This is a genomic window from Rhodococcus sp. IEGM 1372, assembly GCF_030056835.1.
Taxonomy (GTDB): Bacteria; Actinomycetota; Actinomycetes; order Mycobacteriales; family Mycobacteriaceae; genus Rhodococcoides.
Genome location: NZ_JASHKS010000008.1, coordinates 56,828 through 81,131 on the forward strand (window position 1 = coordinate 56,828; position 24,304 = coordinate 81,131).

General features: G+C 66.1%; 24 protein-coding genes, 1 pseudogene and 2 riboswitches. Of the genes and pseudogenes, 11 read left to right on the top strand and 14 right to left on the bottom strand.

Annotation, left to right across the window (positions count from 1 at the left end; genetic code table 11):
* Positions 1-105: 105 nt before the first annotated feature.
* A riboswitch (cobalamin riboswitch) is annotated at positions 106-319 on the bottom strand.
* Positions 320-558: 239 nt separating this feature from the next.
* Positions 559-1,641: a 3-deoxy-7-phosphoheptulonate synthase gene (locus tag QM590_RS10390; protein ID WP_149405023.1), complete on the top strand. Its 1,083-nt coding sequence runs from the start codon at positions 559-561 to the stop codon at positions 1,639-1,641.
* Here the strand turns inward: QM590_RS10390 and QM590_RS10395 are convergent.
* Positions 1,638-2,258, bottom strand: coding sequence for an alpha-ketoglutarate-dependent dioxygenase AlkB (locus QM590_RS10395; protein ID WP_269594810.1), 621 nt, complete (start codon positions 2,256-2,258; stop codon positions 1,638-1,640). The two genes, QM590_RS10390 and QM590_RS10395, sit on opposite strands and share 4 nt — an antisense overlap.
* 40 nt (positions 2,259-2,298) lie before the next feature.
* On the opposite strand from QM590_RS10395, the pseudogene QM590_RS10400 reads away from it, so the two are divergent.
* A pseudogene (locus QM590_RS10400) lies at positions 2,299-2,385 on the top strand (VOC family protein); the annotation flags it as partial.
* On the opposite strand, the gene QM590_RS10405 reads toward QM590_RS10400, so the two are convergent.
* Both QM590_RS10405 and QM590_RS10410 read right to left on the bottom strand, forming a co-directional pair.
* Positions 2,378-3,403, bottom strand: a complete 1,026-nt coding sequence (locus tag QM590_RS10405) for an AraC family transcriptional regulator (RefSeq protein WP_094639371.1) — start codon at positions 3,401-3,403, stop codon at positions 2,378-2,380. The pseudogene QM590_RS10400 and the gene QM590_RS10405 sit on opposite strands and share 8 nt — an antisense overlap.
* Positions 3,400-4,572, bottom strand: a complete 1,173-nt coding sequence (locus tag QM590_RS10410; protein WP_269594811.1) for a pyridoxal phosphate-dependent aminotransferase — start codon at positions 4,570-4,572, stop codon at positions 3,400-3,402. The genes QM590_RS10405 and QM590_RS10410 overlap by 4 nt, the downstream gene beginning before the upstream one ends.
* A gap of 62 nt (positions 4,573-4,634) precedes the next feature.
* Between QM590_RS10410 and QM590_RS10415 the strand changes: the two genes are divergently transcribed.
* Positions 4,635-5,621, top strand: coding sequence for an LLM class F420-dependent oxidoreductase (locus tag QM590_RS10415; protein WP_269594812.1), 987 nt, complete (start codon positions 4,635-4,637; stop codon positions 5,619-5,621).
* Between the two features lie 16 nt (positions 5,622-5,637).
* Here QM590_RS10415 and QM590_RS10420 read toward each other — a convergent pair whose 3' ends face one another.
* From QM590_RS10420 to QM590_RS10430, 3 genes are all read right to left on the bottom strand, one after another.
* The gene (locus QM590_RS10420; RefSeq protein ID WP_269594813.1) at positions 5,638-6,306 is read right to left on the bottom strand and encodes a DUF3239 domain-containing protein; all 669 of its coding nucleotides are present in this window, start codon (positions 6,304-6,306) and stop codon (positions 5,638-5,640) included.
* A 39-nt stretch (positions 6,307-6,345) separates the two neighbouring features.
* Positions 6,346-8,001, bottom strand: coding sequence for a DNA repair helicase XPB (locus QM590_RS10425; protein WP_094639782.1), 1,656 nt, complete (start codon positions 7,999-8,001; stop codon positions 6,346-6,348).
* An 88-nt stretch (positions 8,002-8,089) separates the two neighbouring features.
* The gene (locus QM590_RS10430) at positions 8,090-10,381 is read right to left on the bottom strand and encodes a helicase-associated domain-containing protein (RefSeq protein WP_269594814.1); all 2,292 of its coding nucleotides are present in this window, start codon (positions 10,379-10,381) and stop codon (positions 8,090-8,092) included.
* Positions 10,382-10,442: 61 nt separating this feature from the next.
* Between QM590_RS10430 and QM590_RS10435 the strand changes: the two genes are divergently transcribed.
* Positions 10,443-10,631, top strand: a complete 189-nt coding sequence (locus tag QM590_RS10435) for a hypothetical protein (RefSeq protein ID WP_008719333.1) — start codon at positions 10,443-10,445, stop codon at positions 10,629-10,631.
* 79 nt (positions 10,632-10,710) lie between these two features.
* On the opposite strand, the gene QM590_RS10440 is transcribed toward QM590_RS10435, so the two are convergent.
* The 3 genes from QM590_RS10440 to QM590_RS10450 form a co-directional block, all read right to left on the bottom strand.
* Positions 10,711-11,322: a resuscitation-promoting factor Rpf1 domain-containing protein gene (locus tag QM590_RS10440; RefSeq protein ID WP_149405030.1), complete on the bottom strand. Its 612-nt coding sequence runs from the start codon at positions 11,320-11,322 to the stop codon at positions 10,711-10,713.
* 8 nt (positions 11,323-11,330) lie between these two features.
* A riboswitch (cyclic di-AMP (ydaO/yuaA leader) is annotated at positions 11,331-11,531 on the bottom strand.
* A gap of 276 nt (positions 11,532-11,807) precedes the next feature.
* Positions 11,808-12,182: a YccF domain-containing protein gene (locus tag QM590_RS10445; protein WP_037187421.1), complete on the bottom strand. Its 375-nt coding sequence runs from the start codon at positions 12,180-12,182 to the stop codon at positions 11,808-11,810.
* Between the two features lie 2 nt (positions 12,183-12,184).
* Positions 12,185-12,403, bottom strand: coding sequence for a hypothetical protein (locus QM590_RS10450; protein ID WP_082898830.1), 219 nt, complete (start codon positions 12,401-12,403; stop codon positions 12,185-12,187).
* Positions 12,404-12,600: 197 nt separating this feature from the next.
* Here QM590_RS10450 and QM590_RS10455 point away from each other — a divergent pair, with 197 nt between their 5' ends.
* The gene (locus tag QM590_RS10455) at positions 12,601-13,017 is read left to right on the top strand and encodes a cold-shock protein (RefSeq protein ID WP_269594863.1); all 417 of its coding nucleotides are present in this window, start codon (positions 12,601-12,603) and stop codon (positions 13,015-13,017) included.
* Between the two features lie 13 nt (positions 13,018-13,030).
* Here the strand turns inward: QM590_RS10455 and QM590_RS10460 are convergent, their stop codons facing one another.
* From QM590_RS10460 to QM590_RS10470, 3 genes are read right to left on the bottom strand one after another with little or no spacing between them, the layout of a single operon-like run.
* On the bottom strand, positions 13,031-13,543 hold the full coding sequence (locus QM590_RS10460; protein WP_269594815.1) for a DUF2771 domain-containing protein: 513 nt from the start codon (positions 13,541-13,543) through the stop codon (positions 13,031-13,033).
* Positions 13,540-15,330 (bottom strand): MFS transporter, encoded by a 1,791-nt coding sequence (locus QM590_RS10465; protein ID WP_269594816.1) that lies wholly within the window; start codon positions 15,328-15,330, stop codon positions 13,540-13,542. The genes QM590_RS10460 and QM590_RS10465 overlap by 4 nt, the downstream gene beginning before the upstream one ends.
* Positions 15,331-15,334: 4 nt before the next feature.
* A complete protein-coding gene (locus tag QM590_RS10470) occupies positions 15,335-16,165 on the bottom strand; it encodes a glutaminyl-peptide cyclotransferase (RefSeq protein WP_411567276.1) in 831 nt (276 codons plus the stop codon).
* Between the two features lie 41 nt (positions 16,166-16,206).
* Between QM590_RS10470 and QM590_RS10475 the strand changes: the two genes are divergently transcribed.
* From QM590_RS10475 to QM590_RS10485, 3 genes are read left to right on the top strand one after another with little or no spacing between them, the layout of a single operon-like run.
* The gene (locus tag QM590_RS10475) at positions 16,207-17,199 is read left to right on the top strand and encodes a DUF3027 domain-containing protein (protein WP_269594818.1); all 993 of its coding nucleotides are present in this window, start codon (positions 16,207-16,209) and stop codon (positions 17,197-17,199) included.
* Entirely contained in the window at positions 17,196-19,925 is a 2,730-nt protein-coding gene (locus tag QM590_RS10480; RefSeq protein WP_269594864.1) for a sacsin N-terminal ATP-binding-like domain-containing protein, read from the top strand. Before QM590_RS10475 ends, QM590_RS10480 begins: the two co-directional genes overlap by 4 nt.
* Positions 19,915-20,466 (top strand): phosphatase PAP2 family protein, encoded by a 552-nt coding sequence (locus tag QM590_RS10485; protein WP_269594819.1) that lies wholly within the window; start codon positions 19,915-19,917, stop codon positions 20,464-20,466. Before QM590_RS10480 ends, QM590_RS10485 begins: the two co-directional genes overlap by 11 nt.
* Here the strand turns inward: QM590_RS10485 and QM590_RS10490 are convergent.
* A complete protein-coding gene (locus QM590_RS10490) occupies positions 20,435-20,578 on the bottom strand; it encodes a hypothetical protein (RefSeq protein ID WP_156516107.1) in 144 nt (47 codons plus the stop codon). The genes QM590_RS10485 and QM590_RS10490 overlap by 32 nt on opposite strands.
* Positions 20,579-20,718: 140 nt before the next feature.
* Positions 20,719-20,958 (bottom strand): DUF2530 domain-containing protein, encoded by a 240-nt coding sequence (locus QM590_RS10495; RefSeq protein ID WP_317783866.1) that lies wholly within the window; start codon positions 20,956-20,958, stop codon positions 20,719-20,721.
* Positions 20,959-21,042: 84 nt separating this feature from the next.
* On the opposite strand from QM590_RS10495, the gene QM590_RS10500 reads away from it, so the two are divergent.
* From QM590_RS10500 to QM590_RS10510, 3 genes are read left to right on the top strand one after another with little or no spacing between them, the layout of a single operon-like run.
* A complete protein-coding gene (locus QM590_RS10500) occupies positions 21,043-22,494 on the top strand; it encodes an NCS2 family permease (protein WP_269594821.1) in 1,452 nt (483 codons plus the stop codon).
* 52 nt (positions 22,495-22,546) lie between these two features.
* Entirely contained in the window at positions 22,547-22,975 is a 429-nt protein-coding gene (locus QM590_RS10505; RefSeq protein ID WP_037188786.1) for an Rv0880 family HTH-type transcriptional regulator, read from the top strand.
* 57 nt (positions 22,976-23,032) lie between these two features.
* Positions 23,033-24,304, top strand: a complete 1,272-nt coding sequence (locus tag QM590_RS10510) for an MFS transporter (RefSeq protein ID WP_149405587.1) — start codon at positions 23,033-23,035, stop codon at positions 24,302-24,304.

Genomic DNA, 24,304 nt, shown 5'->3' on the forward strand with positions numbered 1-24,304 from the left:
TCGACGGTGCACCGCCTTCTCGGACGCGCACATCCCGGAGAGCCCCACGAGCAGCCGAACCAGGGTTACGCGCCCATTCCACGAGGCGGTGAACCGCTGCGCACGGCGTGCGCAGCACAGACGGCAGGTATTCGGACTCGCGGGCGCGTGGACGAGAAGCCCACTCCTACTGGCCGTCGCTTCCCGAAGAGGCTTCTTCAGTGCTTGTGGTGACGGCGGTCGTTCCTGCATACCGCTGCGGGACAGTCCCGGATTCTCACCGGGTTCCCTCTCACGATGCGCGGGAACTGCCGCGCATCGCTTCGACGCCGTGGTGAACTTCGGGGCTCCTCATGGACACCTGGCGAACCGACTGCAGGGACGAGCATAGATGCATCGACGGCGAATCTGCTACGGTGCTTTTCATGCAGCGCACGTATTTCTGGTTTAGCAGGCCGGCCCCGGGTGGGTCAGCCAGCGACGCCATGCGCTGACCCTCCACCCCACGAGCCGGATACAGACCGGCTCGAAGTGCGTGTGGAGCATGAGGAGCCGGCCTGGGAACAGGAACGACCCGTCATGACTCTCTCTCTCGACACCCCACCTCTCGATGATCAGCGGACCATCAGCATCAGTCCGCTGGTTGCTCCGTCGGTGCTGCGCCGCGACCATGCAGTGGACGACGCCATCTCTGCCACCGTCAGAAGCGGCCGCGCCGGCGTGGTCGACGTGCTGGACGGCCGTGACGATCGACTGATCGTCGTCGTCGGCCCGTGCTCGGTGCACGACACCGATGCTGCCCTCGACTACGCACGACGCCTCGCGGCCAAGGCGGCCGAACTGGGCGATCGCCTGCACATCGTCATGCGGGTCTACTTCGAGAAGCCGAGGACGACGCTCGGGTGGAAGGGATTGATCAACGATCCGCACCTCGACGGCAGCTTCGACATCAATGCCGGCCTGCGCGTGGGACGTCAACTGCTGCTCGACATTTCCGCGCTCGGTCTGCCGGTCGGGTGCGAGTTCCTCGACCCGATCACCCCTCAGTACATCGCAGACCTGGTCAGCTACGGCGCAATCGGTGCGCGGACTGCGGCCAGTCAGGTGCATCGCCAGCTGTGCAGTGCGTTGTCGATGCCGGTGGGGATCAAGAACTCCACCGAGGGCGACATCCAGGTCGCGGTCGACGGCACCCGTGCTGCCGCCGCGAGCCACGTCTTCCCCGGCACCGACCTCGACGGCCAGGCGGCTCTGATCCGCACCGTCGGAAACCCGGACTGTCACGTCATTCTCCGCGGCGGCGACGACGGGCCGAACTACGATGCCGAATCGGTCGCCGATACCGTTGCACGCCTGCGCAAGTCGGGTCTACCGGAGCGAGTCGTCATCGACGCCAGCCACGGCAACAGCCGCAAGGACCACAACAAGCAGGTCGACGTGGTCACCGACGTGGCAGCGCGGGTCGCGGCAGGCGAACACGGCATCGTAGGTCTGATGCTCGAGAGCTTCCTGGTCGCGGGGCGTCAGGATCTCGAGCTGGGCCACCGTGACGATCTGGTGTACGGGCAGTCGATCACCGACGCCTGCCTCGACTGGGCCACCACGGCAACGCAACTGGACACACTTGCGGCCGCGGTGGAGAAGCGCCGGGCCTCGCGCTAGCGGACCCCGCGCGGTCGGAACTGCACGCTGATGCGTGGGCCGGTCGCGCGGGTGGACTTGGGTACGGCATGTTCCCAGGTTCGTTGACACGAGCCACCCATCACCACCAGGTCGCCGTGACCGAGCGTGAACTTCAACGACGTTCCACCGCCGCGCGGTCGGAGCATGAGTTGCCGTGAGGCACCGAGGGATACGATCGCAACCATGGTGTCCTCGGTGGCGCTGCGGCCGATGTTGTCACCGTGCCAGGCGACGCTGTCGGATCCGTCGCGGTAATAGCACAGTCCGGCGGTGGCGAACGATTCTCCGAGTTCGGCGCGGTAGTGCTCGTCGAGGGCATCGCGTGCGTCGTAGAGTGCGGCGTCGGGCCACCGCTCGCGCTCGGCGTAGAACCGAACCAGGCGCGGGACATCGACCACGCGGTCGTACATCTGCCTGCGCTCGGCCCGCCAATCGACGGAGTCCACCAGTGAATCGAACAGGTGTGTATCGGACAACCAACCCGGCCGAACGTCCACCCACGCCCCGCGTGTGAGTTCGCGACGGGTGACGGACTCGAGCGACCCGACGCCACCGTCGGCGTCACCGAACAACGAGCCCTGCATGGCGAGCGACATGACCGTCACTGTATCGAACGTGTGTTCCCATTTCCAGTGCGCGTCGGTACTGCATCGAGGGCATCAGGGACCCAGTGTCTGGATCACCATGATCGATCCCGAGGGCAACGAGTTCTGCGTCAGCTGAGACGGTACGAGCCGGGGGTCTGGCCGGTCCATCGCTTGAAGGCTCGGCGGAAGGCGCTGGGCTCGGAGAACCCCAACCTGGTCGAGATGTCGTCGACGCTGTCTCCGCGGCTCAAACCGGAAATCGCTGCATCGCGCAGCACTTCTTCTCGCAGTTGGTTGATGGAGGTGCCCTCCTGCCGAAGGATTCGTCGCAGGTGTGGCGGGCTGATGTTCAACATCGCCGCGATTTCGTCGGTTCCCGGTGCGCCACCTTTGAATCCGGTTTCCAGGGCGCGGCGAACCTGGCTCGACGCAGTGCTGTCGTAATCTCGGGACGAGAACAGCAGATTGGGCGACTCCGCGAGGTACTCCGCCAAAGTCGCCTCGGTCTGCACGATCGGTGCCCGCATCACCGCGCTGTCGAATTCCAGTGTGGCGAGCTCGGTTCCGAACTCCACGTGGGTTCCGAAGATGGCGTCGTACATCTTTCCCGCCTCGGGGCCCGGTAGCGCGTAGGGCAGTTGCACCGACAGAAGCTTGACCCGGTTGCCGATGAGCCACGCCGCGAATCGGTGCAGCAGAATCAGCAGGAAGTCGGTCAGCAGTCGCTCGGCGAGTTCGTTGCCTTCCGGGCTCAGGTGGGTGGTGGGAGTGACGTGCACCGTCAGGACCGTGGATTCTTCGGTTCGATCGATCGTCATGGGGCGTACCGGTATCAGTACCCGCATGGTCTCGGACATCCGAATCAGTGCAGCCTGCAGGTTCTCGGTGTGTATGAGGGTCTGGCACACCACGCGAAAGCTCCCGCGCCGCACCGGTACTGCAGCGAGACCGAACAGTTCGTCGCCGGTCATCGTCCAGACCGCCTGGGTGAATGCGGTGACCTGCCGGGTGGTCAGACGCTCGGCAGGATTGTCGAGGATGGTGGATCCGATACCGGCCATCGACAGCGGGTAGGTCAGGTCGACCCCGCTCCTCGTCGCGAGGTCGACGGCCTGCCTGACGAAGTAGGCCGGGATCGTCGGTTGCGCAGTCACAACTTCCGTAGCCTTTCGGCCGCGTCGGCGAGAACCTCGTCCTGCTTGCAGAAAGCGAAGCGCACCAACGACTTCCATGGAGCCGGCTCGTCGACGAACGCCGTGACCGGAACCGCCGCGACGCCCACCAGATCCGGCAGGGAACGGCAGAACTCGTAGGCGTCACCGCGTCCGATCGGTGCGATGTCGGCACAGACGAAATACGTTCCCGCGCTGTACTTCACATCGGCACCTGTCGCTGCGAGAGCGGCCGAGAGCGTGTCTCGTTTGCGTTGCAGGCCGTCGCGCATCTGCGCTATCCACGCCTGTTCGTGCTCGAGCGCGTAGGCGACGGCCGGTTGGAAGGGAGTGCCGCCGACGAAGGTCATGAACTGTTTGGCCGCGCGGACGGCGTCGATCAATTCGGCAGGCCCCAGCGCCCAGCCGGTCTTCCATCCGGTGGCGTTGAAGGTTTTGGCGGCACTCGACACCGTGACGGTGCGCTCGAACATCCCGGGCAGTGTCGCGATCGGTGTGTGCACCGTGCCGTCGAAGGTGAGGTGCTCGTAGACCTCGTCGGTGAGGACCAGCAGATCGTGGGTGACCGCGATGTCGGCGATGCGGATCATGGTGTCCCGGTCGAAGACCGTGCCGGTGGGGTTGTGCGGGGAATTGACGATCAGCATGCGCGTGCGGGGCCCGATGGCGCGTTCGAGGGCGTCGGTGTCGACGGTCCATCCGTTGCCGTCGGACACCAGTGGCACGGCGGTTCGAGTAGCACCGGCGAGTGCGATGGCGGCCGCGTAGGAGTCGTAGAACGGTTCGATCAGCAGGACGTCGTCACCTGACTCGATCAGGCCGAGAAGTGTCGCCGAGATCGCCTCGGTGGCACCGACGGTGACGAGTATCTGCGAATCGGGGTCGTAGCGCAGACCGAATCGGGCCGCCCTGTCGTCGGCGATGGCCGCCCGCAGCACCGGCATGCCAGGGCCGGGGGAGTACTGGTTGAGGCCGCTCGCGATGGCCTCACGCGCGGTCTCGAGCATGGCTGGTGGGCCGTCGGTGTCGGGGAAGCCCTGCCCGAGGTTGACGGCCTTCTTCTCGACGGCGAGTGCGGTCATCTCGGCGAAGATCGTCGACGCGAACGGGCGCAACCGTGCCACTGTGCGCGAGGGGAACAACTCGGACATTCCTGCAGCGTAGTTCACAGACGGGAACCGGTCTTTCGCCCTGCGTCTGTACTGTGCCTGTCATGCGATTCGGATTGTTCGTGCCACAGGGGTGGCGTCTCGATCTCGTCGGCATCGACCCTGCCCAGCACTGGAGTGCGATGCGCGATCACGCGCTCGCTGCCGAGGCCGGTCCGTGGGAATCCCTGTGGGTCTACGACCACTTCCACACCGTTCCCACCGCGACCGACGAGGCGACGCACGAGGCCTGGTCGCTGATGTCCGCTCTGGCCGCGACCACCTCTCGAATCCGGCTCGGCCAGATGTGCACCGCGATGTCGTACCGCAACCCGGCATACCTCGCCAAAGTTGCTGCCACAGTCGACATCATCTCCGGAGGTCGCGTCGAGATGGGCATCGGAGGCGGCTGGCACGAGCACGAGTTCCGCGCCTACGGCTATGGGTTCCCCTCTGCCGGAGAGCGATTGGGCAGGCTCGACGAGGGTGTGCAGATCTTCAGACAAGCATGGACGGCCGGAGAAGTATTCCTGGACGGTAAGTACTACGAGATCGACGGTGCCGTGGTGCGGCCCCTGCCGTTGCAGGAGGGAGGCATCCCGCTGTGGATCGCGGGCGGCGGGGAGAAGGTGACTCTGAAGATCGCCGCGAAGTACGCGAACTACACCAACTTCGACGGAACCCCCACTGGTTTCGCCGCCAAATCCGCTCTGCTGCGCGAGCATTGCGCAGCGGTGGGTACCGACTTCGATGCCATCGTCCGCTCGGCGAACTACAACGTCGTCGTCGCGGAGACCGAGGCCGAGGTGGAAGACAAGCTGCGCGCCCTCGAGGCTCGTCTGACCGAGTACGTGGGTGCGGACAAGGCCCACAGCGCACTCGACGCGTACCGCGGCATGCCCGCAGTGGGAACCCCTGAGCAGATCGTGGAGAACCTGACGGCGCTGCAGGAACAAGGGATGACGTACGGCATCTTCTACTTCCCCGAAGCGGCCTACGAACGCTCCGGTATCGAACTCTTCGAGCGGGAAGTGATCGCTGCACTGGCCTAGTGGGTCGCTGCAGGCTCTAGCGCAGGTCGTCGGGAAGATCCGTCGGGTCGATGAGCAACTGCTGGTTCTTGGCCGTGCGGACCTTCTCCGACAGGCCGATGTTGGCGTGCAGCAACGCCCACTCGCCCTCGGTGATCTCCCGGGCGGCGCGTGCGATGACCGCCGGATCGGTGGTTCCCCAGGCGATGGGCATCACCGAGGCCAACTGCCACGCTCGACCTCCGGTGTTTCGGCCACGGTCCGCGAGAACCGACACGGCAGGAACTTGTGCGCCCCGCTCGACGGCGTGTCCGGGCAGGGCCCGGACGACGCGGGTGATCAGCACGTAGTGCGGCTCGTCCACCTCCGGTTTCGCGATGTCGACCAGGGCCAGCAGTATCGCTCCACCCGGTAACTTCTCGGCCACCACCGCCGGCACCAGATCGCCTGCTGCATATTGCGATTCGATGGAACCCATCTTTCGGGGTGCCCACAGCATCACCCAGACCGAGGTGGCCGCGCCGATCAGGAACACCGCGCCGAGGATGTACGACCACGGGGCGGCGATCCAGATGAACCACGCTCCCAGTGCGATGAGGAACACGGCGGTGAGCGCTGCGGAGGCCCGCAACCGGCGAAGCTCGGTGAACGTCTCGTTGACCGACTTCGCGTGGGCTACGTCTACAGGGAACTCGAACTTGCGCACACAGGTATTCCTAGCACGGCACCGAGCCGACCCGAAGTCTCAGATCGCCGGACCGAGCAGATCGTCCGCGTCGGTGATGCGGTACGCGTAGCCCTGTTCGGCGAGGAAGCGCTGACGGTGGGCTGCGTACTCGGCGTCGAGGGTGTCGCGGGAGACCACCGAGTAGAAGTGGGCCTGACCACCGTCGTGCTTCGGCCGGAGCAGTCGGCCCAGGCGCTGAGCCTCTTCCTGCCTGGAGCCGAACGTTCCCGAAACCTGGACTGCCACAGAGGCTTCCGGAAGGTCGATCGAGAAGTTCGCCACCTTGCTCACCACGAGCGTCTGGATCTCGCCCTTGCGGAACGCGTCGAACAGCACTTCACGTTCCTTGTTCTTGGTCGAGCCCTGAATGACCGGCGCGTTCAGCGCTTCACCGAGCTCGTTCAACTGGTCGAGGTAGGCACCGATGACCAGCGTCGGAGCATCCTGGTGTTTGGCGAGGATCGATTTCACGACGGCGATCTTCGTGTGCGCCGTCGAGCACAGCTTGTAGCGCTCCTCGGGCTCGGCCACGGCGTACGACATGCGCTCGGCATCGGTGAGGGTGACGCGAACCTCGATGCACTCGGCCGGCGCGATCCAGCCCTGTGCCTCGATGTCCTTCCACGGTGCGTCGTAGCGCTTGGGCCCGATCAGCGAGAAGACGTCGCCCTCGCGGCCGTCCTCGCGGACGAGCGTCGCGGTGAGGCCGAGGCGTCGACGCGACTGCAGATCGGCTGTCATGCGGAACACCGGCGCGGGGAGCAGATGCACCTCGTCGTAGATCACCAATCCCCAGTCGCGGGAATCGAAGAGCTCGAGGTGCTTGTACTCACCCTTGGTACGACGCGTGATCACCTGGTACGTGGCGATTGTCACAGGGCGAATCTCTTTGCGCTCGCCCGAATACTCGCCGATCTCCTCCTCGGTGAGCGAGGTGCGTGCAATGAGTTCGCGCTTCCACTGGCGACCGGCGACGGTGTTGGTGACCAGAATCAGCGTGGTGGCCTTGGCTCTGGCCATAGCGGCCGCGCCTACCATCGTCTTGCCTGCGCCACAGGGCAGTACGACGACTCCCGAGCCGCCGGCCCAGAACGAATCGGCCGCCATCTCCTGGTAGTCGCGCAGTGTCCAGTTGCCGCCCTCGGTGTCGAGCTCGATGGGGTGAGCTTCGCCGTCGACGTAGCCGGCGAGGTCCTCGGCAGGCCAGCCGATCTTGAGCAACATCTGCTTCACGTGGCCGCGCTCGCTCGGATGCACGATCACCGTGTCCTCGTCGACCATCGCGCCCAGCATGGGCGCAATCTTCTTGTGGCGCATCACCTCTGTGAGCACCGCGCGGTCCAGGCTGATCAGCACCAGGCCGTGCACCGGGCTCTTGACCAACTGCAACCGGCCGTAGCGCGCCATCGTGTCGACGATGTCGACCAGCAACGGCTGCGGCACCGCGTAACGCGAGAAATTCACCAGCGCGTCGACCACCTGTTCGGCGTCGTGGCCCGCGGCACGGGCGTTCCACAGTGCCAGCGGGGTGATGCGATAGGTGTGCACGTGCTCGGGGGCACGTTCGAGCTCCGCGAACGGTGCGATGGCCGCCCGCGCTGCACCCGCGAGTTCGTGATCGACCTCGAGCAACAGCGTTTTGTCGGACTGGACGATCAGCGGGCCGTCGGTCACGGTTCCTCCTAGAGACATCTGCTGCGCCCGAAAGAGCGCAACTTCTCCATTGTCCACAGGTAGGGGCGTGCGTGCACGTGAGCCCGGTCTACTCGACCAATGCGACCGAGGTGATCCGATGCAGGGTGAAGCGCCGAACCCCACCGGTGGCGGGGTCGAACGCGTCGAGTTGGCCACCGCCGATGCTGATCGGATCGACGATGCGATGGGTTGCCACGCCCTGGGCGTCGACGTAGCCGATGCTCACGCTCCGTTTGACCTTCGCCGCGGTCTGCAGCAGCGTCATCGTCGCGGTGCTGCTGGCCCGAGACCCGTCGGCGCGCACCACGGCGCCGCCGTTGCCTGCCGCTCTGTCGGCAGCGCGCATCCCGCGTACCAACGAACCCAGCTGTTCCTCGGTGGGGACGGCCGGAGTGCGGAACGCCTGGCGTGGCCGCCGCGCCGACACCCTCGACCCGCGGGCACGCAGATCGACGATGGTGCCGGACGAGTCCTCGCCCGCAGGCGCGAATCCTGCTCCGCTCAGCACCGTCAGTACTTCGGCGAGCGGGGCCTGTGAGATCGCGACGGTCGGAGCCAGCGCTCGCAGGGCCAGCGATTCGGCTGCCGGGGACGCCATCACCTCGGCCAGCAGTGCCGGGTCCTCGCACCTGACGAACGACGCCGCGACGCCTGCGCGTAGGCGGCCGTGCCGTCGAGCCACGTCGTCGATCAGGTAGGTCAGGGCCTGCGGAACCGGCGTTCTCGAGTGGGTGGCGAACAACGTGTGCAGCTCGGAGGCGGTCAGTCCCACATCGAGAGCGCGGCGCAGGCTGGTGTCGCTGATCCGGTACATCGTGGCCGCGCCCGCGGATTCCACGTCGGCGACCAGTTCGATTCGATCCTGCAGTTCCGGCTCGAGCGGGCCGGGTGCCACCAACGTGAGGTCGGCTTGCACCAGGACGTAGTCGATGGGCTCGGGCAGGGCAGCGCGCATGTCTGCCTCGGCATTGCCGTCGTGCAGCAGGGAGCGGCCCGGGGTCGAGATCGCCCCGCGGGCGACGATGCCGAGAGCGGTGGCTTCGGCGAGAACATGTCCGACGGGTGTGACGCCGAAGCGTCCGGACCACCGGGGTCGACGCCAGGCCAGGGTGCGGGCGAGGTCGGCGGGCTGCGCTGCGTGTCCGCTGCCGAGTTCTGCGAGCAACTCCAGGATCATGCGTCGATCCCGCGGTGCGGCCGGAGAGCGGACTTCCTCGGACAGGGCGGCGATGGGTTTGTCGTTGGGGTCACGCATTCCGATGACCCAGGGTGCCCGCGGCACTTCGAGCCAGGCCGAGGCCAGGGTGTGCCAGCGCGCTGCCGGGGCGGCGGTGAGCCAGGCCTCGACCGCCGGTGTCGGGGCCCAGTAGTCGTCGCCGTTGTCGGACGCAGGAACCGGGTCCGGTGTTCCGCTCGAGATGAGGTGAGCGGCGGCCAGCAACTCGACGAGAACGCTCACTCGATCGTCGTCGAGGCCGGTGGCCTTGGTGATCTTGCGGAGCTCGCGTACTCCCAGTCCGCCGGCCTTCAGAGCGGGTGCAGGCGAAGCGGACAGTGCCTCGATCACCGCGACGCAGTGCCGACCCAGCTCCAGCGCCTCTCCTGCGGCAGCGGCGTCGACGTCGGCGAGCGAATACGTGTTGGTATCGAGTTTGGGTTCGGCGAGCGAGCGCGGGTCCGACATCGGTTCGCCGCGCAGGATCTGGCCCACTTGGACGGGCAGCTCGACGGTTTGTTCGTCCAACCAGATCAGCAGACCGGCGGCGAGCAGCTTCTGGACGGGTCGGTCCGGCGGCGTGCCCGGTGCGGCGTCGCGGGTGCGGCCGGTGGGGGACGATCTGGCGAGGGTGTCGAGAAGGCCGCGTTCGCCGTCGCCGAGTTCTGCCAGCGCCGCGGTGATGTGGGCCTCGGTGAGGTTGTCCACCGGGTCGAGTGCGCGACCGATGCGCCACGGCACCGCGTCCGCCGCTGCGGCGCTGATGCGGAAGCCTGCTGCGTCGCCCCACACCAGCAGGCGTTCGCGCAGCTGGGACAGTGCCTTGTCCACGCTCTTGGCCGGTGCGCGTTTGGCGACCACGGCCAGCAGCGCGGCGCGGGTGACGGGTCGCTCGTATGCCTCTTCGATGGCGAGGATCTCGAGGACCGTCAGAGCGAGGGTGTCGAGGGTGTCCGCGGTGTGCAGGATCGATCGGCGCTGCTCGGCCCGTCCGGCCAGTACGGCAAGGGATGCGGGCGGCGGCGCGGTCAGATCCGGACGCAGCGACATGGCCCTGATCAGCTCGGCGTCGCTGCGAGCTGCGATCCATCGAGGCAGATCCGGGGGCGTATCGGTGTGTCGGTGCGCAGTCGTGTCGGTCATCGTCTATCAGATTAGAGACCTGGGCTGGTGCTTGCCGCAGGGCAGGTGTCAAAATAGGCGCATGGTGAACAAGTCGAAGAAGCCCTATGTCGATCCAGGCTGGCCGGAAACCGCTCGCGGTGACCACGCGGTGACCGAACTCTCGTCCGCTCGCTCGGGTGGCTTGTCGCCCTTCGGCGAGGACACCGAGTTCCCGCTGCCCGTCGAAGACCTTCCCTACGCCCATCCGGTGACCGTGGTCAATCGCTAGCCGCGGCCCTCGAGCACGAAGAAGCCCCCGACAATCCGTCGGGGGCTTCTTTCGTACGAGCTGAACCGTCTCCGGGCGCTTACTGGGGCAGGAATGCCTTGTTGGCCTGGTAGAAGTTCACGATCTGAGGATCGAGCTGGATGCCCTGAGCCGCGTTCTGCACGAACGAGGCGATCTGCGGATCGTTGGTGAGGTTCTGGACGGCGGTGACGATGCCCTCGACGACCTCGGCCGAGTTGTCGACTGCCGGGATGGACGTCAGGTCGGGCAACGCGGGAACTTCCGGTGCCTTGGGGGTGACCGGAACACTGCGCTCGGTGGGCGCGCTGTTCAGGCCGAGGCTCGAGGAGCAGGACGGCCATGCGCCCCAGCCCTGCGAGTCGAGGACCTTCTCTGCGACTGCGATCTGCTCTTCACGGCTGGCCTGGTTGGCCGTGGCCGCGTACTGCTGGCCGCCGTGCGCGTTCCAGGTGCTGGGGGAGAACTGCAACCCACCCTGGTAGCCGTTGCCGGTGTTGATGCCCCAGTTGCCGCCGGCTTCACACTGTGCCAGGCGGTCCCAGTCGGAATCCGGTGCCGCGTTCGCGGTGCCGGTGAAGGCGATGCTCGCGGTGCCCATGATGGCTCCGGTGACTGCGACCTTTGCGACGGTCTTGCCAGTGGTGCTCGGCTTGCGATGACGTCCGCTCATACGAGTTGAAATCCTCTCCACACGCGCCTGCGAGGTCAGCTGTCGGGTTCGGGCTGAGAGGTAGCCCGGCCGTCTCACACACTCCTGCGAGTGGGCAATTGGGCTTCACCCCAAGGGAAGTCGGTGCGGCTTCGTGAGTCGCTACAACTTCCCGGTTGTCCGTGGAGGACGTGGGTCCCCCGTCCTCGTCCCCTGGGTGATCGTCAAGGGTGTTCCGGTTCCCGCGGGACGAGGTTTGGCGCTGCGGGCCGGAATTCGGCCGAACTTCCCGGCCGCTGCTGACCGTACTGAAATTCCCGCCTTACGTCACTATTTGGTAACTGTCGATTTCGGGGCGTCGCCGAGAGCACATTTTGTACCTCTTTCGGGTCGCTCGAGTCGGCCCAGCTAGTGGACGTGCCGGGCATTGAACCCCTGTCCGTTGCCTGTCCGTTACCGCAGCGTGATGTGATGGAAGTCACATCGACGGGAACCGGTTCCGGAGGTCACCGAACGGCAACGATGTCCTTGCCGAGGGGCATCAGGGATACGGGGATCATCTTCAGGTTCGCGATCGCCAACGGGATGCCGATGATGGTGATCGCCATCGCGACGGCGGTGACCACGTGGGTCAGGGCCAGCCACCAACCGGCCAGAATCAGCCACAGCACGTTTCCGACGAGCGCACCGGATCCGGACCCCGGCTTGTCGACGATCGTCGATCCGAACGGCCACAGCGCGTAGACGCCGATGCGGAACGACGCGATGCCGAACGGAATGGTCACGATCAGGATGCACAGCAGCAGCCCGGCGAGGAAGTAGCCCAGTGCCAACCACAGGCCGCCGAAGACCAGCCAGATGACGTTCAGTATCAACCGCATGGTCAACGCGCCCGTCGTCCGGATGCCAGCGCGTACCCCAGCGCCAGCACGAAGCCGGTCGGCGCGGAGAACATGGCCGTCAGGTAGAGCCCGAGTGGGGGCTTCGCGTCGGAGAAGATCGGAAACATCAGGATCGCGACGATGGCGACGAGGCCGATCGCGAACAAAGCCAGCGCGATGCGCAGCAGAGCGGTGCTGCTCTTACGGGTCGTTGTGTCCACATCGACCACGGTAGTGCGAATCGCGACGCTGTGAAGAGCGCAGTGCGGTGAACAACTCGAATGCTCTATCCGGGCTCACCGCGCTAGACTGGTGTATTCGCGTCCTACGTCCTCGTGGGGCGCGAAACTTGTGCGGGCCGAACATCGGTCCCACGGACAACGCAACTGTCACAGCAACAGATGAACGGGTGAGCTCAGTGCCGACCGGCAAGGTGAAGTGGTACGACGTCGACAAGGGATTCGGATTCCTCTCGCAGGAGGAAGGCGAGGACGTTTACGTGCGTTCCTCGGCGCTGCCCGAGGGCGTCGAGGGCCTCAAAGCCGGTCAGCGAGTCGAGTTCGGGATGGCTGCAGGCCGTCGCGGACCGCAGGCCCTGAGCCTGAAGGTGCTCGAGCCGGCGCCGTCGGTGCGTCAGAACTCCGGCAGCACCCGCCGCGAACCCGTCGAGCGCAAGCACACTCCCGACGAGCTGCACGGCATGGTCGAGGACATGATCACGCTGCTCGAAGCGACGGTGCAGCCCGAGCTCCGCAAGGGCAAGTACCCGGACCGCAAGATCGCGCAGCGCATCTCCGAGGTGGTCCGGGCCGTCGCCCGCGAGCTCGACAGCTGATCTCGGGAACGACCTACGGCAGCGTGCCGATCGACCAGATGGCGTGGCTGACGAAGCCCTCCTGATTGGTGTCGGTGTCGATGATGCCGGTGGGCAGACGCACTTCGATCCCGAGCAGGGTTCGGCCGCTGTCGTCCGTGGTGGGCACCGTGACGCTGAGCCTGGTTCCCGGTTCGTTGAACGCGCTGTCCTCCACGACGTTTCCGCTGTCGTCGCCGTAGACCAGGGCGAGCACCCACGGTGCCGAGTAGACGGCCTCGGGAAGCGAGAGCTGCACCGTCGGGGCCTTGCCGACCTGGATCTCGGTGGTTTCTCCGACGTTGGTGCACAGCGGGTCGCTGACGGCGCAGTACAGGTACGGCTCCACGTCGACGGCTCGGCCGTTGGCGTAGGCGGAGACGGTCGGTTCCTTGTCCGGCGCGTTCCCGATCAGCAGCGCGAGTACCGCGACGAACGCAACGGCGACGACGAGCAGACCTGCGGCGATCAGGGCCGCGATCTTCTTGGTGCGGGGAGCGAGATTCACTTGGTCACGTTTTCGCCGAAGGAACCGTCGGACACTTCTTGTTCGACGTGGTCGGGGCGGTTGCCGCCGAAGCCGGGCAGAAGTGATCTGCCGCGGTAGGTGAGGAATGTCTGCACGAGCCCGATCGTAAGCAACACCGAGACCACGGTGAAACCGAGCCAGTACTCGGTGGGGAGCAGCACGCCGAGCGTGCCGCCGAGGACCCAGCACAGTTGCATGACGGTTTCCGATCGGCCGAATCCCGACGCGATCGATTCCGGCGGCAGATCGGCCTGCAGGGACGCGTCGAGGGAGACCTTGGCGAGTGCACTGGCGCTCGACGCGACGAGCGCTGCCACCGCTGCGGTGAGCAGGCTGTCGGTGACCGCGGCGACGACGGCCACGACCGTGACTGCGAGGGTGCAGCGAAGAACCACAAGGGACGGCCGGCCGAGCTTGATCCTGGCTCCGAGCGCGTTGCCGGAGAAGTTGCCGAGACCGGCGGCGGCTCCGACGAGTCCGAGCATCGCGGCCTGCTGAAGCGGCTCGTGTTCGGTACGGGATTTGGCGACGAACGCGATGTAGAGCGTCAGGAAGCCGGTGAGAATTCGGATGGTGCCGTTGCCCCAGAGCCCGACGATGACCGCCCGGCCCAAGGGCTGTCTGCGGTTCTTGGTGGTGCTCGACGCCGGGGGCGACGGGGGCGTGCGGCGGAGGTTCTCTGTGGGAGCCCCGCTTCCGGCGTAATCGCGATCACCGTGCTGATCGGCGTGGTAACTCAAGGTTGCGGGCACTTCACCCTCGGTGATCTCCACCCAGGACGGAATCCTCATGCTGAGATATGCGCCGAGCACGGTGATCGCGGCGACGAACCACAGAGCGCCGGGGGAGTCGGCGACGAACGCGATACCGCCTGCGATGGCCCCGGCCGCGATGGTGCCGCCGAGCAGACCGAACACCGTCAGACGTGAGTTGACGCGGACCAGGTCGATCTCCGGCGGCAGTACCCGCGGCGTCACCGCGCTCTTGAGCACCGCAAAAGACTTGCTCAGAACGAGCATGCCGAGCGCGGCCGGATACAACACCCAGCTGTCGAAGTTGAACACCAGCACCACCGCCAACACGGTGCGCAACCCGAAGGACGTGGCGAGCGCGATGCGTCGGCCCTGCTGCAATCGGTCCAGCAGCGGACCGATGAGCGGCGCGATCAACGCGAACGGCGCGATGGTGATGACGAGATACAGCGCGACCTTGGTCTTGTCCTCACCGGTGGCGGCGGAGAAGAAGAGCGTGTTGGCCAACGCGATCGCCAGCGCGGCATCCGATGCGAAGTTCGCCATGGTCGCGTACGTGAGTGCTGTCAGGCCGGACTTGTCGGCACCGTCGGCCTTCGCGGCTCGCTGAAACGATGCTATTCCCTTGCCGGTCAGCTCGCGTCCACGCATGGCGGCGACGCGGGTGACGGTCAGCTTCTTGGGCATCGGCGGCGGCTTGCGTGCGCCTGCCTTGCCGCGTGCCGCGGTGATCTGCTCGGTACGCGGCGGGTGCAACGGGGGCAACGGCTCGCGGCGGCTCGGAACATGGGCGGTCACAGGAGTTGCGGCCGGGTAGTTGGCCAGACCGGGGTGCTCGAGAGGGTCAGGAGCGGAGCCTGCGGAGTGACCGTTCGGCTCAGGAGTGGGGCCTGCGGAGTGACCGGGTCGGTCAGGAGCATCGTTCTGCTCGGGGTCGTGAGCGGAGCCCGCGGAGTGATCCTGGTGTGGGTCGTCCGCACCCGGTGGGGTGTGGGGGAGACGTGGATCGGTCACGGTGTCAATTCTGTCCTACCGGCGCGGTATCGGTGAATTGCACCTCGAAGATCGTGGGCCAGTATTTGCCGGTCACGAGAAACCGGTCGGTGCCGGGGATCTGTGCGATGCCGTTGAACACGTCGGCACCCCCTCGTTGGGAGGCCGACATCGAATCCCACAGTGGGGTGCCGTCGATGACGGCCGTCACCGCGCCGGTCTCGGGGTCGATGCGCATGATGTCGAACGTCTGCCACACGTTGGCGTACACCGATCCGTCGTCGGCGCATTCGAGTTCGTTGAGGCGCTCCACCGGATTGCCGTCGAGTGTGACGTTCACGGTGCCCTCGGCCTCGAACGACGTGGGGTCGCGGAAGGTGAGGGTCGACGAGCCGTCGCTCATGACGAGGCGGTTGTCCGGCGTCTGCGTACACAGCCCCCAGCCTTCGCCCTCGTAGTTCACTCGGCGTCGTTCTGTCAGAGTGTCCCGGTCTCGGGCGATCGCGACACCGTCCTGCCAGGTGATCTGCCACAGCGTGTCGCCGTCGACGGTGATGCCTTCGCCGAACAGGTCGGACGGCAGATCCACGCGATCGAGTTCGGTCATGGTCTCGAGCGACGTCCGCCTGACGAACGAGGAACCTTCCAATCCGGTGCCCTCGTAGAGCACGTCGCCGTCGATCTCGAAGCCCTGAGTGAAGGCGTCGTTGCCACGGTCGTATTCGCGCAGGATCTCGGTGGTCAGTGTCGGAACCGAGTCGGACGTCACCGGGGTCGGCTGCGTCGTCGACGAACAGGCGGACACGGCCAGCAGCGAGGCCACGAGGGCAGCGTAGGTGCGAGCACGGACGGTCATTGCACCCATGATGGCAGCCCGAACTGGGCGTCACCGAGTCGATGCGGCAAACTGAATGTGTGAGTTTCGTATCTTCTCCAGAGCTCGATTCCATCCGCCCCGTCTTGGCCGATGCCGTGGACCTCGCGCGGCAGGCTCTGCTCGACCTGGGAGAGGGCGGTATCGGCGAGTACCTCGGGGTCACCGCCGAAGACGCCAGTGCGGCCACGCACCGGTTCGCCAGCGATCTCGAGGGGTACCGCGGATGGCAGTGGGCCGTGGTGGTCGCCGCCCCGGCGGACGCGGATCACGCCACGGTCAGTGAGCTGGTTCTGCTCCCGGGCCCCGACGCTCTCGTGGCACCGACCTGGGTGCCCTGGGACGAGCGCATCCGTCCCGGCGACCTGGGACCCGGCGATCTGCTGTCTCCGCGCCAGGACGATCCCCGGCTGGTTCCCGGGTACGTCGAATCCGGTGACCCCGCCATCGACGAGGTGGCGGGCGAGATCGGCCTCGGCCGAAGCAAGGTCATCAGCCTCGAAGGACGCCTCGACGCCGCCCAGCGTTGGCACGACGGCGACTTCGGCCCCGATACCGAGATGGCCAAGGCTGCGCCGTCGACCTGCGGGCTGTGTGGCTTCTACCTCCCCATCGCCGGGTCCATGTCCGCCGCATTCGGGGTGTGCGGCAACGAATTCGCGGCCGACGGACACGTGGTGCACGCCGAGTACGGCTGCGGAGCGCATTCGGACACCGAACTTCCCACCGGAGCCGGATCGCCGCAATTCGAGCCGTACGACGACGCGGCACTCGACGTCATCGCCTCGCCGGTCGCCCCGGTCGAGCCTGCTGCTGTTGCCGAGACGACCGACGGCGTCGAGAAGGCCGACACGGACAAGGCTGCCCCGGAAGTGTCGTTGACTCCACAGGAGGCTGCATCCGAAGAGTCGGCTGACGAGGTCGTTGCGGTCGATGAGGCCGAACCCGTCGCCGACGATGCGTCGAGTACCACCGATCTGGCTGCGCAGGAAGAAGCTTCGGCATCTCCGAGCTGATCGATCCGTTCGACACCGAGTCGCTGCGGGAGTCGATTCTCGCGGCGTGGGGCTCTTCTCCCACTCGGCTTCGGGAGGATTCGGCGTCCGAGTCCGATCTGGTGCGCGGGGGTTATCGCGATCGTCTGTTGACCGAGCTCGCGCAGAACGCGGCGGACGCCGCGCAGCGCGCCGGCGTCCCGGGTCGGCTGGCCGTATGGACCGATGAGTTCGGTGCTCTGCATGTCGCCAATACCGGTGCAGCGCTCGATGTCTCGGGTGTCCATGCCCTCACGGCGCTGCGGGCCTCGGCCAAGGGCTCGACGGACCCGGGCGTCGGACAGTTCGGGGTCGGGTTCACCGCAGTGCGTTCGGTGTCCGACGAGATCGAGCTGCGCTCCCGTGGCGGCGGCGTGGCGTTCAGCGCGCGGCGCACATTCGAGGCGCTGCGCGAGCGAGGCATGCTCACACCCGACACCGGCGTGCCGGTGCTGCGGCTCGCATGGCCTGTCGCAGATTCGCCGGCCGACGGCTTCGACACCGAGATCGTGTTGACGTTGCGAGCCGATGTGGCGGCGGATTCGTTCGCGTCAGGATTAGCAGACGAGGCCGTCGACCTGCTGCTCGAACTGGAGGCGTTGGACTCCATCGAGATCGACGGCGTCGTGATCGACTGCAGCAGAATCGAATTGGACGACCATTCGTCCGAGATCACGATCGGTCCGCGAACCTGGCGGCAGTTCGCCACCCCGGCCGCCCGCTGGCTCGCTCCGGTTGTCGACGGTCTGCCCGTTCCCGCTCCGCCCGATGTGTTGCGCGCTCCGACTCGTTCGGACGAGCTACTGTCGTTGCCCGCGTTGGTCATTGCCGATGTACCGATGCAACCCGATCGGCGACGCGTGCTGCCGGGTGTCTCGTTCGACGCGGTAGCGCACGGGTACGTGGACTTCGTGGCCTCGCTGCCTGCCGCATCCAGGGTGTCGTTCGTGCCCGAGGTCGGATTCGCCCGCAGTGAGGTCGACGGCGCACTACGTGAACTCGTCTTCCGTCGATTGTCCTGCGCACCATGGCTTCCCGGTGTGGACGGACGCGATCTGGTGCCCGAGCGGGCGAACGTCGTCGCGGACGCCACCGAGGAACTCACCGAGGTGCTGACAGGTGTCGTACCCGATCTGGTCGACGCATCACTGTCGGGTGCACGACATGCGTCGGCGCTCGCGGCAGTGGGTGTGCACCGGATCGGGTTGGCGAGGCTGGCGGAGATGGTCGGTGGGCTCGATCGCGAGCCGAGTTGGTGGCGGCGACTGTTCGACGCGTTGACCCCACTCGTGGTCGACGGTGTGGCTGCGGAAGAGCTTGCGGCGCTGCCTGTTCCGCTCGCGGACGGTCGCACGGTGACCGGCCCGCGGACGACGGTGATCGGCTCCGACGCCTCGGCTGCGGTCACCTGGGTCAGGTTGGTGCATCCGGAAGCGGTGAGTCCGCTGCTGTCGCGTCTGGGTGCCCGCGAGGCGACTGCGACCGAGCTGCTCACCGACCCGGCGCTCGAGGCTGCGCTGGACGATCTCGACTGGGACGAGAGCGAGGAGGTCGACGGTCTGGTCTCCGCTGTGCTCGCGCTGGCGGGAGAGGCGGGCGAACTACCCGGTTGGCTCGGCGGTCTGCCCCTCGAAGACGACGAGGGTGAATTGCGCAGCGCCGACGAATTGTTGCTTCCCGGAGCGCCGTTGGCGGATCTGCTGATACAGGATTCGCCGTTCGGTGTGCTCGCGCCTGCGGTGGTGGCCAGGTTCGGTGAGCGGGCGCTGCGAGCAGTGGGCGTCGGGTGGGGGTTCTCGGTGGTGCGTGACGAGCTACCGACCGGGCCGGATCACGATCTCGACGACGAGTCCGCATGGTGGTCGGGGCTGTCCGAGGAGCCGGAATCACTCCTCGCGGTTCGCGATCTCGACCTCGTTCGATCGGACGGCTGGTCCGAGGCGCTGACCGTACTGTTGGACGACCCGAGCACCCGTGCGGCACTGGCCGATCGGGACGGTTACACCGCGTGGTGGATCGGACGCCATGCGCGAGTGCATGGTTCGCGTCCGGTCAACTTTCGGGCACCGTCGGACGAGACGTTCGCCGGGTTGCTCGATCCGCTGAATCATCCGCGTGCCGACGAACTGCAGGCGGTGCTCAGTGCGTCGATCTGCGAGAGCGCCGATACTGCTCGCGTGCTGCTGGCAGCGCTGTCGGATCCACAGCGGAGTCCGACCCCTGCGGTGATCGCGCGAACCCACACGCTCATCGCCACCGCTGTGGTGGAGCGGCGCTTCGAGGTCTCGGACATCGATCCCCCGGATCGTGTGCGCACGCTCGGCGGCGCAGTCGTGGACGCGTCGGATGCGCTGGTGATCGACGCCCCGTGGCTGGTGAGCGTGGTACCACCGGAGGTCGCCGTGCTCTCGGACATGGCTACCGCTGCGGCACTGGCCGACGTTCTCGACATCAGGTCGGCGTCGGAGGCGATCAGCGGAGAAGTGCTGGGAGTGGGACGGGTCAGCTCTTGGGATCGTGAACCCGGAGCCGTGTTGGCCTGTGCGGTCATGGGATTGCCGCTGCCGTCCGGCGGGGTGGTGGTGCATCGCGAACTCGTGGTGCGGCTGTCCGGTGACGTGAGCGGCGAGCGGACACTCCCGTGGTGGGTGACCGCCGACGGAACGGTGCACTGCACGGAGAGTTGGGAGCGACCTCGTGGGGTTTGACGGTGTGATCCTGGACTGGATGGTCGAGCATCGGGTCGGGTGGGTCACGACGATGTTCTGGATCATCACCACGCTCGGCAACACGGTGTCGATGTTTCTGCTGTCCGCGGTGGGCGTCGTTGCGTTGCTTCGCGTCGGACGCAGATCGGATGCCGTCGTGATCGCAGGCGCGATGCTGACCGGATGGGGTCTGATGAATGCGCTGAAGTTCGCGTTCGCGCGGGAGCGTCCACCGCTTCCGGAGCGGCTGGTGGACATTGCGAGCCATTCGTTTCCGTCGGGCCACGCGATGATGTCGATGGTGCTTGCCACGGTGGCGATCGCGCTGATGCTGCGATCGTCCACGCCGTGGCTGCATCGGCCGGTACTGCTCGTGTTACCCGTGGTCGCGTCCCTGCTGATCGGATTCTCTCGGATCTACCTGGGTGCGCACTGGACCACGGACGTGCTGGCCGGCTGGGTGTTCGGTGCCCTGTGGGGGCTGGGTTGGATCTATGCCGTCAGGCTGATCAGCGCGAGAAATCCGAGCGCTGTGCGATGACGAGCAGCTCGTCGCGCATGGCCGGGCTGGAGACAGCGTTGGCGCGTGCGTAGAGGGCGCGGAGCGAGCGGACGTGGTTGCGGCGAGTGCGGTACTGAGAGACGAGCTTCATGGCCTGGCTTTCGTGGATCAAGAGGTTGTTTTATCTGACATAACCCATGGTCCACGTTAACTTTGTGTTACTCAACCGGTTCAGGGGTTAGTTTGCCCACGTCAGAGGCCTGTGGTGACCGGGCTAACGTGATTCTGATCTCAATCGAGGCCGCGTTGGGCGGTTTTGCTCCCGCGACGTGACGCCGCTCTCTGCATCAGGAAGATTCCGAACCCTACGGCACCGACAGCGATGCCGGACCAACACGTGGCAAGTGCGTCGCCGCCCCCACCTCCGGTGGCGGTGAACACCACCAGCGCGAGGATCCAGCCGAGGATGCCGATCGCCAACACAGGCACCGGATCGGTGAGGCTGCGCGGAATCTGGGGGAGGTCGGCCACGAAACTCAAGTTACGCCACTGCTGCGTGTCTCGGCTGCGCCGTTGCGGTTACCCAAGTGCTTCGGTGTGCTTTATCGTTCGCTCATGCAATTGTCGTCGCGGCTACTCGACAACTACTTCAAGATCACCGAACGAGGCTCGACGGTTGGATCCGAGGTCCGAGGAGGCGTGGTCACCTTCGTGGCCATGGCCTACATCGTCGTCCTCAATCCGCTGATTCTGGGCAGCTTCTCCGCCGACGACGCGGCCGCCAAGACCGACGTACTCGGCAACATCCTGCCGGTCGCCCAGGTCGCCGCCGTGACAGCGCTGGTGGCCGGATTCATGAGTATCGCCTTCGGCATCGTCGCCAACTATCCGTTCGGCATCGCGGCGGGACTGGGCATCAACACCCTGCTCGCCGTGACGATCGCACCCCAGGTGACGTGGCCCGAGGCGATGGGGCTCGTCGTGATCGACGGCATCATCATCGTGCTGCTGGCGGTGACCGGATTCCGCACCGCGGTGTTCAACGCGATCCCGGCCGAGCTCAAGGCTGCGATCGCCGCCGGCATCGGCGCGTTCATCGCCTTCATCGGACTGGTCGACTCCGGGTTCGTTCGCCGCATCCCCGACGCCGCGGGCACGACGGTTCCCGTCGGGCTCGGCATCGACGGGTCCATCGCGTCGTGGCCGACGGTGATCTTCGTGTTCGGGTTGTTGCTGATGGGTGTGCTGGTGGTGCGCAAGGTGCGCGGCGGTCTGCTGATCGGCATCGTGGTGACGACGGTGCTGGCGGCGATCGTCGAGGCCGTCACCGACGTGGGTCCGTCGAACGGCGTCGACCCCAAGGGCTGGAACCTGTCGGTTCCGCAGCTGCCCACCGAGTTGATTCAGTCTCCCGATCTGTCGTTGGTGGGCAACGTCGATCTGTTCGGAGCGTTCACGCGCATCGGCGTGCTCGCCGCCAGCCTGCTGGTGTTCACGCTCGTGCTCGCGAACTTCTTCGACGCGATGGGCACGATGACCGGTCTGGGCAAGGAAGCGAAACTGGACAAGGACGGGAAACTGCCGAACATCGGCAAGGCCCTGGTCGTCGAAGGGGCCGGAGCCATCGTGGGTGGTGGTGCGTCGGCGTCGTCGAACACCGTGTTCGTCGAATCGGCTTCCGGAATCGCCGAGGGTGCGCGTACCGGACTGGCCAACGTCGTCACCGGATTGCTCTTTCTGTTGGCCATGTTCTTCACCCCTCTCACGGCCGTCGTTCCGATCGAAGCGGCCGCTCCGGCGCTGGTCGTGGTGGGTGCGCTGATGATCGGGCAGGTTCTCGACATCGACTTCCGGCGCTTCGATTACGCGTTGCCTGCCTTCCTGACCATCGTGGTGATGCCCTTCACCTACTCCATCGCCAACGGGATCGGCGTCGGTTTCATCACCTGGGTGATACTCGCGGTCGGCTCCGGTCGGGCGAAGTCGGTCCATCCCCTGTTGTGGATCGTGGCGTTGCTGTTCGTCGCATATTTTGCCGTCGGACCCATCACCGAGGCGGTTACATGATGCGGGGTCGGTTCCAGGGCGTATTCTCTGCGCTGTGACGTCGGGAAATGTAGTGAAGGACAATCGGGAATTGGCAAGCGACCTGTCGCTTGCGGTGGTGAGGCTGACTCGCCACCTTCGGGGTAGGCGAGTGGACTCGCAAGTCTCGCTCACTCAGCTGTCGGCTCTGGCCACGCTGAGTCGGGAGGGCGACATGACGCCGGGTGCATTGGCCGCGCGAGAGAAGGTACAGCCGCCGTCGATGACGCGGGTGATCGCATCGTTGGCCGAACTCGGCCTGGTGGCGCGCACCCCGCATCCCACCGACGGGCGGCAGGTGATCGTCTCGCTGTCACCGGCCGGTCGAGAGCTGATCGCCGACGAGGCCAGCGCCCGCGAAGCGTGGATGACCGCGCAGTTGGCAGGCCTCGGACCCGAGCAGCTCGACACGCTCCGTGACGCGGTGACGATCATCGGGGCCCTCGTGAGCGACTCCGAGTAGTTACCTAGGTTTATTATCTGAACGGTGGCCCCTGTTTCCCGTACCTCCGGCTCGACGATGTTCGCCGCCCTGAAGACTCACAACTACCGATTGTGGGCGTCGGGGCAGATCGTCTCGCTGGTCGGCACGTGGATGCAGCGGGTTGCCCAGGACTGGCTCGTTCTGACGCTGTCCGGCGGCAACGGCTTCGCCGTCGGTATCGTCATGGCCCTGCAGTTCGGGCCGACACTGTTCCTCTCGGTCTGGGGTGGGGTTCTGGCAGACCGATACGACAAGCGCAAGCTGCTCATGATCACCCAGGTCTTCGCTGCGGTCTGTGGTCTGGTGCTCGGTGTGCTCGACGTCGGAGGGATGGTCGAGCTGTGGCACGTGTACGTCATCGCGTTCATCCTCGGCTGCTCGTCCGCGATCGACGCTCCGGTGCGGCAGTCGTTCACCATCGAGATGGTCGGCAAAGAGACCCTCGCCAATGCGATCGCGTTGAACTCGATGACCTTCAACATGGCGCGCATCGTCGGGCCTGCCGTGTCCGGAGTGCTCATCACCCTCGTCGGCACCGGCTGGGTGTTCCTCATCAATGCCGTGTCGTTCGCGGCGGTGTTCGGTGCCCTCGTGGCGATGAACGTCGGTCAGCTCTTCCGCGTCGAACCGACCCCACGCGCCAAAGGGCAGGTGCGCGAGGGGTTTCGGTACGTCTGGGGGCGCGGTGATCTACGAGTACTGCTGGCCACGGTCTTCATGGTCTCGACGTTCGGCCTCAACTTTCCGCTGAGCCTGTCGGTGTTGGCGCGCAACACGTTCGGTAGCGGAGCGGACGCCTACGGACTGCTCTCGACAACGCTGGCGGTCGGTACCTTGGCCGGAGCGACTCTGGCTGCCCGGCGGGCGAGCGCGCCGCGACTGCGGCTCTTCATCGGTGCCGTCATCGCATTCGGTGCCTTCGAGTTGATCGTCGGGTTGATGCCCAACTACCTGCTCGTCGCGCTTCTGCTGATACCCACCGGTGCCCTGACCTTGACGTTCACGACGTCGGCGATGAACATTCTGCAGATGTCGGTGCCATCCGACATGCGCGGACGCGTGATGGGCATCTACATGCTGTGCTTCCTCGGCGGCACTCCGCTGGGCAGTCCGGTTCTCGGTTGGCTCGCCGACGCCTTGGATCCGCGGGCACCGTTGCTGTTCGGCGGGGCCATCTCTCTGGCGACCGGCCTCTTCGCGGCCGTGTATCTACTGCGGCACAACAATTTGCGGATCACCGTGGTGCCACCCGCAGACGGTCATCGGCTCCCCACCCTCGATACTGTCGCCGTGAGCACGAAGGTATGA